Origin of the sequence: Rodentibacter caecimuris, assembly GCF_010587025.1 — a bacterium.
In the GTDB taxonomy this organism is placed as follows: Bacteria; Pseudomonadota; Gammaproteobacteria; order Enterobacterales; family Pasteurellaceae; genus Rodentibacter; species Rodentibacter caecimuris.
The window spans coordinates 2,301,450-2,316,842 of sequence record NZ_CP040863.1 but is presented as its reverse complement, the minus strand read 5'-3'; the positions used below and the strand labels follow the sequence as shown (position 1 = coordinate 2,316,842).

General features: G+C 40.0%; 13 protein-coding genes and 4 tRNA genes. 8 read left to right on the top strand and 9 right to left on the bottom strand.

From position 1 onward, the window contains the following. The first annotated feature begins 91 nt into the window (after nt 1-91). Nucleotides 92-1,672: a peptide chain release factor 3 gene (gene prfC / locus FEE42_RS11335; protein ID WP_164028638.1), complete on the top strand. Its 1,581-nt coding sequence runs from the start codon at nt 92-94 to the stop codon at nt 1,670-1,672. A gap of 101 nt (nt 1,673-1,773) precedes the next feature. Here the strand turns inward: prfC and FEE42_RS11330 are convergent. From FEE42_RS11330 to gloB, 7 genes are all read right to left on the bottom strand, one after another. Then, a tRNA-Gln gene (locus FEE42_RS11330) sits at nt 1,774-1,848 on the bottom strand. A 45-nt stretch (nt 1,849-1,893) separates the two neighbouring features. Continuing rightward, nucleotides 1,894-1,968, bottom strand: a tRNA-Gln gene (locus FEE42_RS11325). A 29-nt stretch (nt 1,969-1,997) separates the two neighbouring features. After that, nucleotides 1,998-2,082 (bottom strand) — tRNA-Leu (locus FEE42_RS11320). A 3-nt stretch (nt 2,083-2,085) separates the two neighbouring features. Beyond that, nucleotides 2,086-2,162, bottom strand: a tRNA-Met gene (locus FEE42_RS11315). 123 nt (nt 2,163-2,285) lie between these two features. Then, nucleotides 2,286-3,017 carry a phosphodiester glycosidase family protein gene (locus tag FEE42_RS11310; protein WP_164028636.1) on the bottom strand — a complete coding sequence of 244 codons (732 nt, stop codon included), beginning with the start codon at nt 3,015-3,017 and terminating at the stop codon, nt 2,286-2,288. After that, nucleotides 3,001-4,323, bottom strand: a complete 1,323-nt coding sequence (gene hemA / locus FEE42_RS11305) for a glutamyl-tRNA reductase (protein ID WP_164028844.1) — start codon at nt 4,321-4,323, stop codon at nt 3,001-3,003. The genes FEE42_RS11310 and hemA overlap by 17 nt, the downstream gene beginning before the upstream one ends. Nucleotides 4,324-4,456: 133 nt before the next feature. After that, nucleotides 4,457-5,158, bottom strand: coding sequence for a hydroxyacylglutathione hydrolase (gene gloB / locus FEE42_RS11300; protein ID WP_077582474.1), 702 nt, complete (start codon nt 5,156-5,158; stop codon nt 4,457-4,459). A 21-nt stretch (nt 5,159-5,179) separates the two neighbouring features. Here gloB and FEE42_RS11295 point away from each other — a divergent pair, with 21 nt between their 5' ends. Next, the gene (locus FEE42_RS11295; RefSeq protein WP_077582475.1) at nt 5,180-5,905 is read left to right on the top strand and encodes a class I SAM-dependent methyltransferase; all 726 of its coding nucleotides are present in this window, start codon (nt 5,180-5,182) and stop codon (nt 5,903-5,905) included. A 92-nt stretch (nt 5,906-5,997) separates the two neighbouring features. Next, nucleotides 5,998-7,761 carry a 30S ribosomal protein S12 methylthiotransferase accessory factor YcaO gene (gene ycaO, locus FEE42_RS11290; RefSeq protein ID WP_164028634.1) on the top strand — a complete coding sequence of 588 codons (1,764 nt, stop codon included), beginning with the start codon at nt 5,998-6,000 and terminating at the stop codon, nt 7,759-7,761. A gap of 225 nt (nt 7,762-7,986) precedes the next feature. Here ycaO and FEE42_RS11285 read toward each other — a convergent pair whose 3' ends face one another. Further along, on the bottom strand, nt 7,987-9,627 hold the full coding sequence (locus FEE42_RS11285) for a phosphoethanolamine transferase (RefSeq protein ID WP_135968790.1): 1,641 nt from the start codon (nt 9,625-9,627) through the stop codon (nt 7,987-7,989). A gap of 225 nt (nt 9,628-9,852) precedes the next feature. Further along, a complete protein-coding gene (locus FEE42_RS11280; protein WP_164028632.1) occupies nt 9,853-10,653 on the bottom strand; it encodes an IclR family transcriptional regulator in 801 nt (266 codons plus the stop codon). 229 nt (nt 10,654-10,882) lie between these two features. Here FEE42_RS11280 and yiaK point away from each other — a divergent pair, with 229 nt between their 5' ends. The 5 genes from yiaK (at nt 10,883) to FEE42_RS11255 (ending at nt 15,255) form a co-directional block, all read left to right on the top strand. Next, on the top strand, nt 10,883-11,881 hold the full coding sequence (yiaK, locus tag FEE42_RS11275) for a 3-dehydro-L-gulonate 2-dehydrogenase (RefSeq protein ID WP_164028630.1): 999 nt from the start codon (nt 10,883-10,885) through the stop codon (nt 11,879-11,881). A gap of 80 nt (nt 11,882-11,961) precedes the next feature. Next, nucleotides 11,962-12,426, top strand: a complete 465-nt coding sequence (locus FEE42_RS11270; RefSeq protein WP_135968788.1) for a NanQ anomerase/TabA/YiaL family protein — start codon at nt 11,962-11,964, stop codon at nt 12,424-12,426. Between the two features lie 9 nt (nt 12,427-12,435). After that, the gene (locus tag FEE42_RS11265) at nt 12,436-12,918 is read left to right on the top strand and encodes a TRAP transporter small permease (protein ID WP_164028843.1); all 483 of its coding nucleotides are present in this window, start codon (nt 12,436-12,438) and stop codon (nt 12,916-12,918) included. Beyond that, nucleotides 12,915-14,195 carry a TRAP transporter large permease subunit gene (locus FEE42_RS11260; protein ID WP_164028628.1) on the top strand — a complete coding sequence of 427 codons (1,281 nt, stop codon included), beginning with the start codon at nt 12,915-12,917 and terminating at the stop codon, nt 14,193-14,195. Before FEE42_RS11265 ends, FEE42_RS11260 begins: the two co-directional genes overlap by 4 nt. A 73-nt stretch (nt 14,196-14,268) precedes the next feature. Beyond that, nucleotides 14,269-15,255 carry a TRAP transporter substrate-binding protein gene (locus FEE42_RS11255; protein ID WP_059367352.1) on the top strand — a complete coding sequence of 329 codons (987 nt, stop codon included), beginning with the start codon at nt 14,269-14,271 and terminating at the stop codon, nt 15,253-15,255. The last annotated feature ends 138 nt before the right edge of the window (nt 15,256-15,393 follow it).

The following is a 15,393-nucleotide window of genomic DNA, read 5'->3' as shown; positions in this document are numbered from 1 at the left end:
ATAAAGTTCGTTGAATTTTTCCAATTTAATTTGAGCAAAATCTTAAAATCAGCGAAAATAGCGGACATTTTTTAATGAACAAGAGAAGATCATGACTTATCCTCAAGAAGTGAATAAACGCCGTACTTTTGCAATTATTTCCCACCCCGATGCGGGTAAAACAACCATTACCGAAAAGGTACTTTTATACGGCAATGCCATTCAAACCGCCGGTTCGGTAAAAGGCAAAGGCTCGGCAGCACATGCCAAATCCGACTGGATGGAAATGGAAAAGCAACGCGGCATTTCCATTACCACCTCTGTGATGCAATTTCCTTATAATGATTGTTTGGTCAATCTGCTTGATACCCCGGGACACGAGGATTTCTCGGAAGATACCTACCGCACTTTAACGGCAGTGGACAGCTGTCTAATGGTCATTGATTCCGCGAAAGGTGTTGAGGAACGGACGATTAAATTAATGGAAGTCACCCGTTTGCGCGATACGCCGATTATCACCTTTATGAACAAACTTGACCGTGATATTCGCGATCCCATGGAATTGTTGGACGAAGTGGAAAATGTACTGAAAATTCGTTGTGCCCCGATCACTTGGCCGATCGGCTGCGGTAAATTGTTTAAAGGCGTCTATCATCTGAGTAAAAACGAAACTTATTTATACCAGTCAGGGCAAGGCTCAACCATTCAAGAAGTACGCATTGTGAAGGGATTGAATAACCCTGAATTAGATGAGGCAGTGGGCGATGATTTAGCCCAACAATTGCGTGATGAATTGGAATTGGTACAAGGGGCGAGCAATGAATTTGAGTATGATGCCTTTATCAAAGGTGAATTAACCCCTGTATTTTTTGGCACCGCACTTGGCAATTTCGGTGTTGATCATTTCCTTGACGGTTTAACCGAATGGGCGCCAAAACCACAGGCACGCCAAGCGGATACTCGCACGGTAGAAAGCTCGGAAGAAAAATTTAGCGGTTTCGTGTTCAAAATTCAAGCCAATATGGATCCAAAACACCGCGATCGTGTTGCCTTTATGCGTGTGGTTTCCGGTAAATATGAAAAAGGAATGAAGCTTAAGCACGTGCGTATTGGTAAAGATGTAGTGATTTCTGATGCGCTAACCTTTATGGCTGGGGATCGCGCCCACGCTGAAGAAGCCTATGCCGGCGATATTATCGGTTTGCATAATCACGGCACAATCCAAATTGGCGATACCTTCACCCAAAGTGAAAATTTAAAATTCACCGGAATTCCAAATTTCGCACCTGAATTATTCCGCCGCATTCGTCTGAAAGATCCGCTCAAACAAAAGCAGTTGTTAAAAGGTTTAGTACAGCTTTCCGAAGAGGGGGCGGTGCAAGTCTTCCGTCCGCTTCTCAACAACGATTTAATCGTAGGAGCGGTTGGTGTGCTACAGTTTGATGTTGTGGTATCCCGACTAAAAACAGAATACAACGTAGAAGCTATTTATGAAAATGTGAACGTTGCAACAGCTCGTTGGGTAGAATGTAGCGATGGGAAGAAATTTGAAGAGTTTAAGCGTAAGAATGAGCAAAATCTAGCTTTAGATGGAGGAGATAATCTGACTTATATCGCGCCAACAATGGTAAATTTAAATTTAGCTCAGGAACGCTACCCTGATATTGCTTTCTTCAAAACAAGAGAACATTAGGGAAATGCAAAAAGTGCGGTCAATTTTGATCGCATTTTTTATATAGTAAAACTAAAAAAATCTTAAACAGGCTAAATCGAAACGAGACAATCAAGATGAGATGGCTGGGGTACTAGGATTCGAACCTAGGGATGCCGAGATCAAAACCCGGTGCCTTACCGCTTGGCGATACCCCAACAGAGTTTCTTCTAATTAAGAATAAAGAATATTTTAGGATAGTATGGCTGGGGTACTAGGATTCGAACCTAGGGATGCCGAGATCAAAACCCGGTGCCTTACCGCTTGGCGATACCCCAACTACTATTTTGACTTACAAAGCGATAAATGGTGCGGGACGAGGGACTTGAACCCACACACCTCTCGGCGCCAGAACCTAAATCTGGTGCGTCTACCAATTTCGCCAGTCCCGCAAATGGTGGCTACAGCGAGATTCGAACTTGCGACCCCAACATTATGAGTGTTGTGCTCTAACCAACTGAGCTATGTAGCCTCTTATTTGCTAACCATATCGGCTTTGCGGAGCGTATTATGCTGATTTGCCTCTACCTCGTCAATCATTTTTTGTAAAAATCCTAATTTTTAGGTTCAGTTGATTATAAAAAAAACGCTTTTGTTATTTTTTATCCAGTTCAGTCACGGAGATCATTCCAACAAAATGCTTCCAATGGAAACTGCTAAAGCTATCGGGGATATACCAATTAGAAATCGTCCCATCTAAGTACAAGGCATGGTAACAGCCTATTTTCTGTAATCCCTGACTGAAAGTATAAAGATTCGGTTTTCCTGATGTCGTTAAAATAAAAAACAATCGGTTTTTCTTATCCAAACACACCGCATTACGTTTATGATAACTTTCCAATCCGGCTCTAAATTGACGATTTATCTTCCCTTCAATGAGTAGCATAGGGCCGGATTGCATAGCAAATGTCGGTTTTAATTGTTTTTGCTGATAAGCTTTTGTCGTGAGAATGTAAGCCCTCTTGCCGACTAAGGCAAACACACCATTCGGCTGAATGTGGAAATTCCCTTTTCCCCGTTTATTATTCAGAGGGGTTAATTCTTGCCCATTTTCAATCCATAAGCCTGCCGGTGCGTTATGTTTACTATAAATACCGGAATTCATGAGCATTTTTATTTGATAATCTTTTTGTAAGGCACGTTTAAGATTGGTAAGAGAATTGTAGTTTTGGCCTTTGCCATCCCGCCAATGTAATCTCACTTGTTCCGGTTTAGCGTGAAAAATCCCGTAGGTAATATCCGCATCGGTAAAAGTTCGATACTCCGCCAGCGTAGGCAATGTGATAAGCGCACCAAGTGCGGTCAAAAATTTAACTATTTTTTTCATCCAGAGGGTGGGAAAGATTCAGCGTATTAGAGAATAAATGCAACCCCTCCGCATTACCCGCTTTCATCATAGATTGCATGGTTTGCGTAGGTGCGTGAATCAGTTTATTCATTAATTTATAACTTAATTCCTGCAACACGGTTTCCGCACTACCGCCTTGTCGTAGATGTTGTAAAGCTTTTTCCAATAGCTCTTGTCGCATCTGTTCCGCATCTTCGCGATAATGTTTAATCAGATTAGAAAACTGGCGTACTTTCAACCATTCAAAAAAATCTTCGCATTCCTGAGCGATAATCCCTTCCGCTAGTTGTGAGGCTTGTTCCCGCTGGCTCAAATTACGCTGAATAATATCCTGCAAATCATCCACCGTATAATGATAAACACTATCCAATTTGGCGACAGTTTCATCAATGTCGCGCGGAACCGCAATATCGACTAACAACATCGGAGAATAATGCCGTTTTTTCTGGGCAAGCCCCACCATATCTTGGCTAATGAGTACATTTTGACTCCCCGTTGAGCTAATCACAATATCCGCTTGTTCTAACGCTTCTTGTAATTGATCAAGAGAAAAAACATCAATGGGAATATTGCTTGCCAATTTTTCTACGAGCAGCTCCGCTTTTGCCACGGTACGGTTTGCAATCATCAGTCTTTTCACACCATGGCGTAACAAATGTCGGCTCACCAATTCAATGGTTTCCCCTGCCCCGACTAATAAAATATTCACCCTGTGTAAAGATTCAAAAATTTGGCGGGCTAGACTACAAGCGGCATACGCCACCGATACGGCACTTTCACCGATATTGGTTTCCGTACGCACCCGTTTTGCCGTAGAAAAGGTTTTTTGAAATAAGCGGGAAAATTCACTTGAGAGAGCCACTTTCGACTGTTGATAATAGGATTCCGTGATTTGAAAAGCCTGCTTAACCTGCCCCAAAATTTGCGGTTCGCCTAAAATTAACGAATCCAAGCCACAAGCCACCCGCATAAGGTGATTGGCGGCTTGTTGATTTTGATGAGTATAAATACTCGGCAAAAGATCCGTCAAAGCCAGCTGATGAATACCCGCAAACCAATTTTCTACATTTTGCCGCCATTTATCACACTCTTGCGGTGAAATTTGGCGATGGTGCAAATACACTTCCGTGCGATTACAGGTTGAAAGAATCACAGCCCCTTCGGCAAGGTTTTGTTGCTGAATTTGTTGTAAGGCAAGCGCTCGCTTTTCATCGGAAAAAGCGACTTTCTCACGCACCGAGACAGAGGCGGTTTTATGATTAATGCCAAGTACAAGAAGGGTCATAATAGATTTAGACATTACCGCATTTTCACTATGCGATAAAATATTTAATAAAAAACTAATGCGCTATTTTAATGAATTGTGCGACATTGAGCAAATCAACAAACAACAACTCGTCAAGAATAACCTAAAAGAGTTAAAAAATATCTTTTTGTTTTCGTAAAATAATGAAATCTTCCAGAGTCCTCGCTTGCAGAAAAGGATTAATAGACTTCTCCAATCCTAAGGTTGTAGGCAAACTTGGTTTTCCTTCCAAGCGGAGTTTTTCGACAAAAGTGCGGTAATTTTTAACCGCACTTTTATCTGCGATGACTGTTTCGGCAAAGGCTAAATTACTCAGTGTATATTCATGCGCAGGGCAAACGACGGTTTCAGCAGGCAATGTTTTTAAGCGTAACAATCCCTCAAACATTTGTGCATAATTGCCGGTAAAAACACGCCCGCAGCCGGCAGAAAATAACGCATCGCCGCAAAACAAGTGATTATCTACCAGAAAACTCACATGCTGTGCCGTATGCCCGCCGGTCGGGATCACTTGAATACGATAATTGGGCGTTACAATTTCCCCTTCATTGACAATCCGTGTCGCCCCTTTTTTAGCACATTCTTGCGAACCATAAATCGGCACATTCGGGTAACGCTGTTTAAACTTTTCGACACCTTGCGTATGATCATCATGCTCATGGGTCAGTAAAACCGCTTCAATCGAGAGATTGTGTTGTTCTATCCAAGAAAAGAGCTTGTTCGTTTCCGATAAATCAACAATAATAATCGGTAAATTTTCACGTTGATAAAGCCAAATATAATTGTCATTCAACACAGGCAGAGCTACTAACATAATTCCTCGCTAAATTTATTTATGATCCTCAATTGGCAGGCGAAAGCAAAACGCCCTTTCACATCACCGACAAGTTGGCAACAACTGCCACAAGGTGAAGCCTATTGTAGCGCATTAGAGAACGCATTTGCCCCTTGGTTACTAAAAATTTTAGGCTATCAAATCGTAAAAATCGGCGCATTAAGTGCAGAAATACCGACTGAATTAGCAGTACACCACCAAATCCTAATCAGTGAAAAAATTTCTCAAAATTTAACCGCACTTTTAGCCCCCAACAAGAGCTTGCTCCAAGCAAACCTAACTGAATTGCCCCTGATTCAGCAAGAAATCAATGCTTGTTTTCTCGCCAATACGCTCAACTTTTCCCACGATCCCCATCAAATTTTACGGGAAACCCATCGCATTCTGGCTGATGACGGCTGGTTATTGCTCTCTTTGTTTAATCCCCTAAGCCCACTGATTTTCAAGCAAAAACTGGGGGATTTTCCTTTCCGCCAATATCCCACTTGGCGCATTATTGACTGGTTAGAGTTACTGCATTTTGAAATTATAGAACATAAAAATCTTGCCATTAAGCATAACAATACCACGCGGTTTTCACCTTTAACCCTGATTGTGGCACGAAAAACTTACCCATTAACACTGAATAGCGAAAAAGTGCGGTCGAAAATCCCTGCGTTTTTACAACCGTCCGAAGCCTTTCAAGAAGACATCACATCTTGTCGAATTTCGCCCGATAACAAGTAGAAAATTCCTCATAAAGTTGAAATCAATCCTTGCTCCCTTTGCAAAACTCCCCTATTATTCACCGCACTTTTTTCTTGAATTTAGGAACAAAAATGACCGAACAAACCTTTATCCCCGGCAAAGATGCAGCACTTGAAGACAGTATTGGCAAATTCCAACAAAAATTAACCAATCTGGGTTTTAATATCGAAGAGGCCTCTTGGTTAAACCCCGTACCAAATGTGTGGTCGGTACATATTCGTGATAAAGATTGTCCACAATGTTTCTCGAACGGCAAAGGGGCAAGTAAAAAAGCAGCACTTGCCTCCGCATTAGGTGAATATTTCGAGCGTCTTTCCACCAACTATTTCTTTGCAGATTTCTATTTAGGACAAGAAATTGCAAACGGTGATTTCGTTCATTATCCCAGTGAAAAATGGTTTCCGATTGAAGAGGAAACCACGTTACCGACAGGGATTTTAGACGACAATTTGCTCAACTATTTTGATCCGGACGGCGAACTCACGCCGGAGTTACTCGTGGATTTACAATCGGGCAATTATGATCGTGGTATTGTTGCAATGCCTTATATTCGTCAATCTGATGAACAAACAGTCTATATTCCGCAAAGTATTATCGCCAATCTTTACGTGTCAAACGGAATGTCGGCGGGCAACACCAAATTTGAAGCGCGCGTACAAGGTTTATCGGAAGTATTTGAGCGTTATGTCAAAAATAAAATTATCGCTGAAGCCATTAGCTTACCGGAAATTCCAAAAGAAGTGATGGATCGCTACCCTTCCATTCAAGCCTCTATCGCTAAATTGGAAGAAGAAGGTTTCCCGATTTATGCCTTTGATGCGTCCTTAGGCGGAAAATATCCGGTTATTTGCGTAGTATTATTGAACCCAAATAACGGCACATGCTTTGCTTCTTTTGGCGCTCATCCTAATTTCCAAGTGGCATTAGAACGTACCGTGACAGAACTTCTACAAGGTCGTAGTTTGAAAGATCTAGACGTATTCGCCCCACCTTCTTTCAATAATGAAGATGTTGCCGAACACGCTAATTTAGAAACCCATTTTATAGACTCTAGCGGTTTGATCTCATGGGATCTGTTCAAGCAAACGCCTGATTATGTATTTGTCGATTGGGATTTCTCCGGTACAACGCAAGAAGAGTATCATAATCTAATGGCGATTTTCCATTCGGAAAACAAAGAAGTCTATATTATGGATTATAGCCATTTGGATGTGTACGCCTGCCGTATTATCGTACCGGGCATGTCGGATATTTATCCGGCAGATGATTTAATCTATGCCAATAACAATATGGGAATGGATTGGCGAGAAATTCTGCTTGATTTACCGAACTGGCATCATGATTCGGCAACTTACCAAGAATTATTGCAAGAATTGGATACGCAAAATATTGATGACGCAACCCGCGTACGTGAATTTATTGGGATTGTTGCCCCTAAAACCAGCGGCTGGACAACATTACGGGTTGGTGAACTAAAATCAATGCTGCATTTAGCTTTAGGCGAGTTAGAACAAGCATTGGATTGGGCAAATTGGACATTAAATATGAATACCTCTGTTTTCACAGCGGAGCGCACCAATTATTACCGAGCATTAATTAGTATTATTGAACTCCATTTGGACAAAAATCGTGATCCAATGCAGTATCGCGCCGCACTTGAAAAAATGTACGGCAAAGATGCGGTGCAATGCGCTTGGGCTGCCACGGCAGAAAAAGGCAATCCTTTCTATAATTTACCGGCAAGTGATGAGATGTTGAAAAATTTCACAGAACATCAAGCCTTATTAAACGCCTATGCGAAACTACAAAAAGCAAAGCGTGAAAATTGGAAATAAACCTCGGGCAAGTGCAAACTTGCCCTTTCTTTAACTAAAAAATACTACTAGAAACCAATATGGCTATTTATGACATCAACTTTATACACAAAACAACTTGTCCATGAACCCATCTGCCATGAATAAAGAAAATGAGCATTAATTAGGTGGAAAGTGAATCAATAAAATAGGCGGAATTATTCTCGCCTATTCAATAATCATGTTCAAATTTCGGATGAATTAAATTTAGTTCCGAATTTTACATTGTGCCAAAATATCAAGTTTTTTATCGTAAATATTTAAATCGTTTTTTATATCTAACATTGAAAAAATCGTGTGAAAATAATTATCGTGAGAATATTCTTGGGTTTCAGCATTTTTACGTAAACAATTCAAGTCAAAACCTTCATTTTTTACCCATGTCGGTGAAAACCACATCACCATGGGAACTCGGGTTTGATAATCCGGAGCGATAGCGTAGGGTGCCGCATGCAAATAAATACCGTCTTCCCCTAGGCTTTCACCGTGATCGGACACATAAAACATGATACTTTCCCAGTTTGTTTTTTGCTCCAAAAGTTTGATTACCTCATTCAAAAAATTATCAATATAAAGAATGCCGTTATCATAAGTATTCACTAATTGTTCATTCGAACATTTTTGGATTTCGTTGGTTTCACAAGTTGGTGTGAATGTTTCAAAGGCTTTGGAATAGCGCTCATTATAGGTTGGACCGTGGCTGCCAATCGTGTGTAATACGATTACTATATCGTTGTTTGACTTATTTAGTTCCTTATCCAAATCTTTTAATAAAATCTCATCTAAACATTCCCCATTTCTGCAATATTCAGCCAAATTTAATGCTGTTAGATTCTGCGTAGGAACACGTTCGCATACACCTTTACATCCCATATCGTTATCACGCCATAAAACATCAACACCGGCACGCTGTAAAATATCTAATAAATTATCTTCATGTTCCGCCTTAGTTGCATTGTAATCAGAACGGGTATAACGAGAAAACATACAGGGTACGGAAATTGCCGTTGCAGTGCCGCAACTTGAGACATTTTTAAAATTGATAATATCATCACGAACTGCCAATTTTGGCGTAGTTTGGCGGGCATAACCATTCAATCCCCAATTTGGGGCTCTTGTTGTTTCCCCCACTACTAAAATAGTCACATGACGATACTCATCCGGTTTTTCAACTGATGTATCTAAACCGATCTCTGTGAACGGTAGATTAGTTCGATAATTTTTCTTCACTAATTGTATTGTTGAGCCAATAAAATTCGATGGTACAATCAAATGCACAATTTCCTTATTATTACGTGAAAATGCCGCATAATCCTTATAGTAAAATTTCCCAATAATGATCACAACCACGCAAGAAAGTACAATCATTCCTAAACGAATCAAGATTTCTTTATACCAACGACGATAATTCACTTGTGTACGAATATACAACCAAGCCGGAATAACCCCTAAAGCAAAGATCCACAACAGATAAGAGGTCGTGACCATTCTAGAACTTTCGGCAAAGTTCGTCTGAAGAACATTATTCAGCTGATTACTATCAAAATAAATACCAAAGAAAATTTCCTGATAACTAATTGCAGCACTAATGACTAAAAGTAATGGAATAACCACTTTATGTAGAATTGGTAAACTAATGAGCTGAAATGCGGCATTGAGCGTAAAGAAAACAAAAAATGGGACAGTAAATAAAAAATAATCTTCAGAACTACCGGTAAAAGGATTAAGTTTTAATACTGTTTGATAAAATTGGTAATTCAAAACCAGTGTGAAATAAAGTGAAACTAAAGCAATAATAGCCGTTGATGAAAGAGAAAACTTTCTAAAAATATATTGTGAAAATCGCATAAAAAACCTATTAAATTAAATATAGAGCTGAGTAAATAATACAGACCGGACTTTAAGACAATCTTAAGCATTTAAAGTGCGGTCATTTCTAATTTAATTTTTATGGGGAAATAATAATGGATACTTTTCTAATTAAAAGTAAGAAAGAATGGTATTTCTAGTTAATACCAACTAAAAGGGTAGGAAATATTAAAAACACAAAAACATTCAGCTCATACCATTTATCTAATTAGAACATTCCGAGGGGCAATAACCCAATTCAAAGGAAATATCACGGGCAGTTTGTGCAATTTCGCCAAGAAAAAACCGGATACCTAATTCCTGTAATTTATAAACCGACATCGAAACAGACACTGAATAATCAACATTACCGCTGAAATCAAATATCGGACAGGCAAGACATACTACGCCCAACTCGTTTTCTTCTTTATCCATTGCATACTGCTTTCGACAAATGTCCGCTAATTCTTTACGCATTTCCTCCAATTCCGTTATCGTATTATGAGTAAGCTGACGAATAACATCTTGGTGAGCTGCCCAGTATTCGTCTAGATAATCACTATTTTTATCGTAAGCAAGATAAATTTTTCCCATTGCAGAACAGTATAATTGAAGGTGTTGCCCGATATAGGCTCTCGTTCTAATCATACCCATCGTTGGTTCTAACTTATAAATCATAATTGCCCGATCTCCCTCCCGTTTTGAAAAATTCACTGTTTCTCCGAGAGTTAAATTCAATTTTTCCAAATGTGGCGCGGCAATATGAATGATATTTAATGAAGAAAGCACCTTATGACCCAGGCTTAAACATTTAGTTGTCAAACGATAACTACCAGTCGAGTTAGCCGTTTGTACATATCCCTCGCTTTGTAATCCTTGTAGTAAACGGTGTACCGTACTTTTGTTTAGTTCAGCTATTTCAGCCAACTTTGCCAAAGGACAACCGTTAGGAAAATTGCTTAAGATGTCAAGAATGCGCAATCCGCGAATTAAACTCTGATTTCCACTTGGCTTTTCATTTGCCATATCACCTATCCTTCCGAGTAAATTTTTTATTAATGCCAGCATTATAATAATATCATTTTACATATTGAAATTTTATTTACATACATTGTGATCAAGATCACAAATTCCAAAAATAGTATATAACTCAATGATTTTAACGGACTTATTATTTCATGCATTTATTGACATTATAGTGTTGAGATCTTAAATTATGAAATGCAAATCCAATATATGAAATAGAGAGGTATCCATGAGAGTTTCTTACCATGAATTAAAAGCTGAATTTAAACGTATTTTGCTTTCACGTCACATGCGTGAAGATATCGCCGAAGATTGTGCCGGTTTATTTGCCGATACGACTCAAGCAGGTGCATATTCACACGGAGTAAATCGTTTTCCTCGTTTTATTCAGCAGCTGGAAAACGGGGATATCGTGCCTGAAGCCGAGCCTACCAAAGTACTTTCTTTAGGTGCTATTGAACAATGGGATGCACATCAAGCAATTGGTAATCTAACTGCCAAAAAAATGATGGATCGTGCAATGGAAATCGCCCAACAGCATGGTATCGGCGTGGTCGCCTTGCGTAATGCGAATCACTGGATGCGTGGCGGTAGTTACGGATGGCAAGCGGCAGAAAAAGGTTACATTGGTATTTGTTGGACAAATGCGTTAGCCGTAATGCCACCTTGGGGGGCGAAGGAATGCCGTATCGGTACCAACCCATTAATTATTGCGATTCCGACAAGCCCAATAACGATGGTAGATATGTCTTGTTCCATGTATTCCTACGGTATGCTTGAAGTTCATCGCTTGGCGGGGCGTCAAACTTTTGTGGATGCCGGTTTTGATGATGAAGGAAATTTAACCCGTGATCCGGCAACGGTAGAAAAAAACCGCCGCCTACTACCAATGGGATTCTGGAAAGGATCAGGCTTATCTATCGTATTGGATATGATCGCAACATTACTCTCTAATGGCGAATCTACTGCAGCGGTAACGGAAGATAAAGATGATGAATACTGTGTTTCTCAAGTATTTATTGCCATTGAAGTGGATCGTTTAATTGATGGAGAGACGAAAGATGCCAAACTTCAACGCATTATAGAATATGTGAAAACTGCCGAGCGCGCCGATCCAAATGTCGAAGTGCGTTTACCAGGCCATGAATTCACGACTATCTTGTCTGACAACAAAGCGAATGGTATTCCGGTAGATGATACGGTTTGGGCAAAATTAAAATCATTGTAGTCGCTAGTGTTGTGATTCTTTACATCACCGATGCGTAAAAGTGCGGTCAATTTTCACTGAGTTTTATAAGCGAGGTACTTATGTTTTTTGGGCATATATCTAAAGTTAATAAGAAAACATATCCTATGGCTATCCAAACCGCCTTGGATTATTTGGCTTCGACCGATTTTACTAACATGGAAACTGGGCGTTATCCTATTAAAGGTGATCTAATCTATGTTCAGGTGTTAGATTTAGAAACCAAAGACAAATCTAATATTTTGCCGGAAGTTCACCGTCAATATATTGATGTGCAGTATCTCCATTGCGGTAAAGAGCGTATTGGCGTTGCGCCGGATTTAGGGAATAACCCGATTGCAAAAGATTATGATACGGAACGTGATATTTTATTCTACGCCGATATGCAAAATGAAATAGAGCTGATCATGCGTCCGGGCAATTTTGCCGTCTTTTTTCCTGAAGATATTCATCGCCCTGCATCTATGGACGGTCAATCGGAAAAAATACGTAAAATCGTCGTAAAAATTGCCGTCAGCGAACTTTAGGAGCGAATGATGAAATCTCTCGCAATTTATACCGGCAAGCTACTGGAAATATTGGTGGTGACAATACTCAGCATAATGTCTTGCTTAGTCTTTCTCAACGTGATTTTACGCTACGGTTTTAACAGTAGCATTAACATTACTGAAGAAGTTTCCCGCTATTTATTTGTATGGCTAACATTCTTAGGGGCAATACTTGCTTTTAGTGAGAACCAACATGTTAGCGTTACTATGCTTACCGAACGTTTATCCAACAAAAAACGTAAAATTCTTTCTCTTTTTACCGATGCATTAATGTTTTTCTGCTGTTATTTAATCGTAAAAGGGAGTTGGGTTCAATTTCAATTAAATATTAATAATATCGCCCCCATCTCCGGTATTCCAACAGGTATCACTTATCTCGCCAGTGTTATCGCCGGCGTATTATTCGGAATGTTAATCTTGGTGCGTTTTATATCCACGTTAACCCTTTTAATTAAAGGAGAAGAGCAATGACCGTCGTAATTTTCCTTTCCGTTTTACTGGGTTCAATTATGCTCGGTATCCCCGTTGCGTTTTCGTTATTGGTGTGCGGTATCGCTTTAATGGTGCATTTGGATTTATTTGACGCCCAAATTCTTGCCCAACAAATCGTTAGCGGTGCAGACAGTTTTTCTTTAATGGCAATTCCATTCTTCATTCTTGCCGGTGAAATTATGAATGAAGGCGGTTTATCGAAACGCATTATTGATTTACCGATGAAACTGGTCGGTCATAAACGCGGCGGACTAGGGTTTGTAGCCATTCTTGCCGCCATGATTATGGCAAGCCTTTCCGGTTCTGCGGTAGCAGATACTGCTGCGGTTGCCGCAATGTTATTACCGATGATGAAAACCACTGGCTATCCGATAGATAAATCGGCAGGCTTAATCGGCACAGCGGGGATTATTGCGCCAATTATTCCGCCGTCCATTCCATTTATCATCTTTGGCGTTGCAAGCGGCGTGTCTATCACTAAATTATTTTTAGCCGGCATCTTCCCCGGTATTTTGATGGGTGTCTGCCTCGCAACACTATGGTGGTGGCAGGCAAAACGCTTAGATTTAATGACCTTTTCTAAAGCAACTCGGGAAGAGCTCTGTATTTCTTTCAAAAACAGTATCTGGGCACTTATGTTACCGGTCATTATTATCGGTGGGTTCCGTTCCGGTATGTTTACCCCAACCGAAGCAGGTGCTGTAGCGGCATTCTATTCCTTATTCGTTTCACTGTTTATTTATCGCGAGTTAAAGCTAAACGATCTCTATCTTGTCATTTTAGCCGCGGCGAAAACAACGGCAGTTGTTATGTTCTTAGTTGCCGCTGCAAACGTCACCGGTTGGTTAATTACCATTGCCGAACTTCCTCAAGCAATGACGGAATTGTTAGAACCGCTCATCGATAACCCGACAATGCTATTAATCGTCATTATGATTGCCGTATTTGTTATTGGTATGGTAATGGATTTAACGCCAACCGTATTAATTCTGACTCCGGTATTAATGCCGTTAGTTGAGGAAGCCGGAATTGATCCTGTATATTTCGGTGTTCTATTTATCCTGAACACTTCTATCGGACTAATTACACCGCCCGTAGGCAATGTACTCAATGTGATTACCGGCGTATCAAAATTGCCTTTCGAACAGGCTGCAAAAGGAGTTCCACCTTATTTGTTAATGATGATCGCATTACTCTTTATTTTTATCTTCGTGCCATCATTAATTACCGAGCCTCTGAATTGGATGTCGGCATAAAATAAAAATAAGGTTGTCAGAAATCATTTTATCGTAGCACTGAAAAACGCTTAATTTCTATAGGAGAAACCATATGAGATTTTTCAATCTAAAAACCTTAATCGCATTGATGGCGGGGATGGCTGTATTTGCCGCCAGTGCAAGTGCCTCAACGACACTACGTTTCGGTTATGAAGCACCACGCAGTGATACTCAACATATCGCAGCCAAAAAATTCAATGAATTATTAAAAGAAAAAACAAAAGGCGAGCTTAAACTTAGCCTTTTTCCGGACAGTACATTAGGTAATGCCCAAACTATGATCGGGGCTGTACGTGGCGGTACAATTGATTTGGAAATGTCCGGTTCACCAAACTTTACCGGCTTAGAGCCGAAATTAAACGTGATTGATATTCCATTTATTTTTAAAGATCGTCAACACGTCTATAAAGTGTTGGACGGTGAAATCGGTCAAGATTTATTAAAAACTCTTGAAGTACAGGGATTAAAAGGGCTTGCTTTTTGGGATGTAGGTTTCCGTGCATTTTCCAATTCCAAACATCCAATTAATAAACCAGAAGATATTAAAGGATTAAAAATACGCACCAATCAAAACCCAATGTATATTCAAGCATTTAGTCTGTTAGGCGGTAACCCTGTACCAATGCCATTATCAGAGCTTTACACCGCACTTGAAACCCGCGCTGTAGATGCCCAAGAACATCCCATCGGTATTTTTTGGTCAGTAAAACTTTATGAAGTACAAAAATACTTAAGTTTAACTAATCACGGCTATACTCCGCTCATCGTAGTTATGAACAAAGCCAAATTCGACAGCCTATCGCCTGAATTGCAACAAGCAATTTTGGATTCGGCCAAAGAAGCGGGAAAATATCAACGAGATCTGAACGTACAAAACGAAAAAGACATCGTGGAAAAATTACGTAAAGCGGGTATCGAAGTGATTGATAAAGTGGATAATGCCCCATTCAAAGCAGTAATTGAGGCTGATGTTCGTAAATCCTTCATTGAGAAACATGGTGACGATTTAGTCAATAAAATTGATGCTTTGGCTCAATAATCCCATATCTTAAAGATGTAACATTAATTCCGGTGTGATGCCATTTTCTGTTTGAGCATCACACTGACGTTAAGTGTTAAAACGATTAAAAAAACAACCGCACTTTACCGCATTACGGTAAGTACAATTTGGCGTTAT

Coding starts and splice junctions, on each gene's coding strand:
- FEE42_RS11310 (WP_164028636.1), bottom strand. CDS start 3,017: ATGAAAAAAATAGTTAAATTTTTGACCGCACTTGGTGCGCTTATCACA.
- FEE42_RS11255 (WP_059367352.1), top strand. CDS start 14,269: ATGAGATTTTTCAATCTAAAAACCTTAATCGCATTGATGGCGGGGATG.
- FEE42_RS11280 (WP_164028632.1), bottom strand. CDS start 10,653: ATGGCAAATGAAAAGCCAAGTGGAAATCAGAGTTTAATTCGCGGATTG.
- FEE42_RS11260 (WP_164028628.1), top strand. CDS start 12,915: ATGACCGTCGTAATTTTCCTTTCCGTTTTACTGGGTTCAATTATGCTC.
- FEE42_RS11285 (WP_135968790.1), bottom strand. CDS start 9,627: ATGCGATTTTCACAATATATTTTTAGAAAGTTTTCTCTTTCATCAACG.
- ycaO (WP_164028634.1), top strand. CDS start 5,998: ATGACCGAACAAACCTTTATCCCCGGCAAAGATGCAGCACTTGAAGAC.
- FEE42_RS11265 (WP_164028843.1), top strand. CDS start 12,436: ATGAAATCTCTCGCAATTTATACCGGCAAGCTACTGGAAATATTGGTG.
- FEE42_RS11270 (WP_135968788.1), top strand. CDS start 11,962: ATGTTTTTTGGGCATATATCTAAAGTTAATAAGAAAACATATCCTATG.
- prfC (WP_164028638.1), top strand. CDS start 92: ATGACTTATCCTCAAGAAGTGAATAAACGCCGTACTTTTGCAATTATT.
- FEE42_RS11295 (WP_077582475.1), top strand. CDS start 5,180: ATGATCCTCAATTGGCAGGCGAAAGCAAAACGCCCTTTCACATCACCG.
- hemA (WP_164028844.1), bottom strand. CDS start 4,323: ATGACCCTTCTTGTACTTGGCATTAATCATAAAACCGCCTCTGTCTCG.
- yiaK (WP_164028630.1), top strand. CDS start 10,883: ATGAGAGTTTCTTACCATGAATTAAAAGCTGAATTTAAACGTATTTTG.
- gloB (WP_077582474.1), bottom strand. CDS start 5,158: ATGTTAGTAGCTCTGCCTGTGTTGAATGACAATTATATTTGGCTTTAT.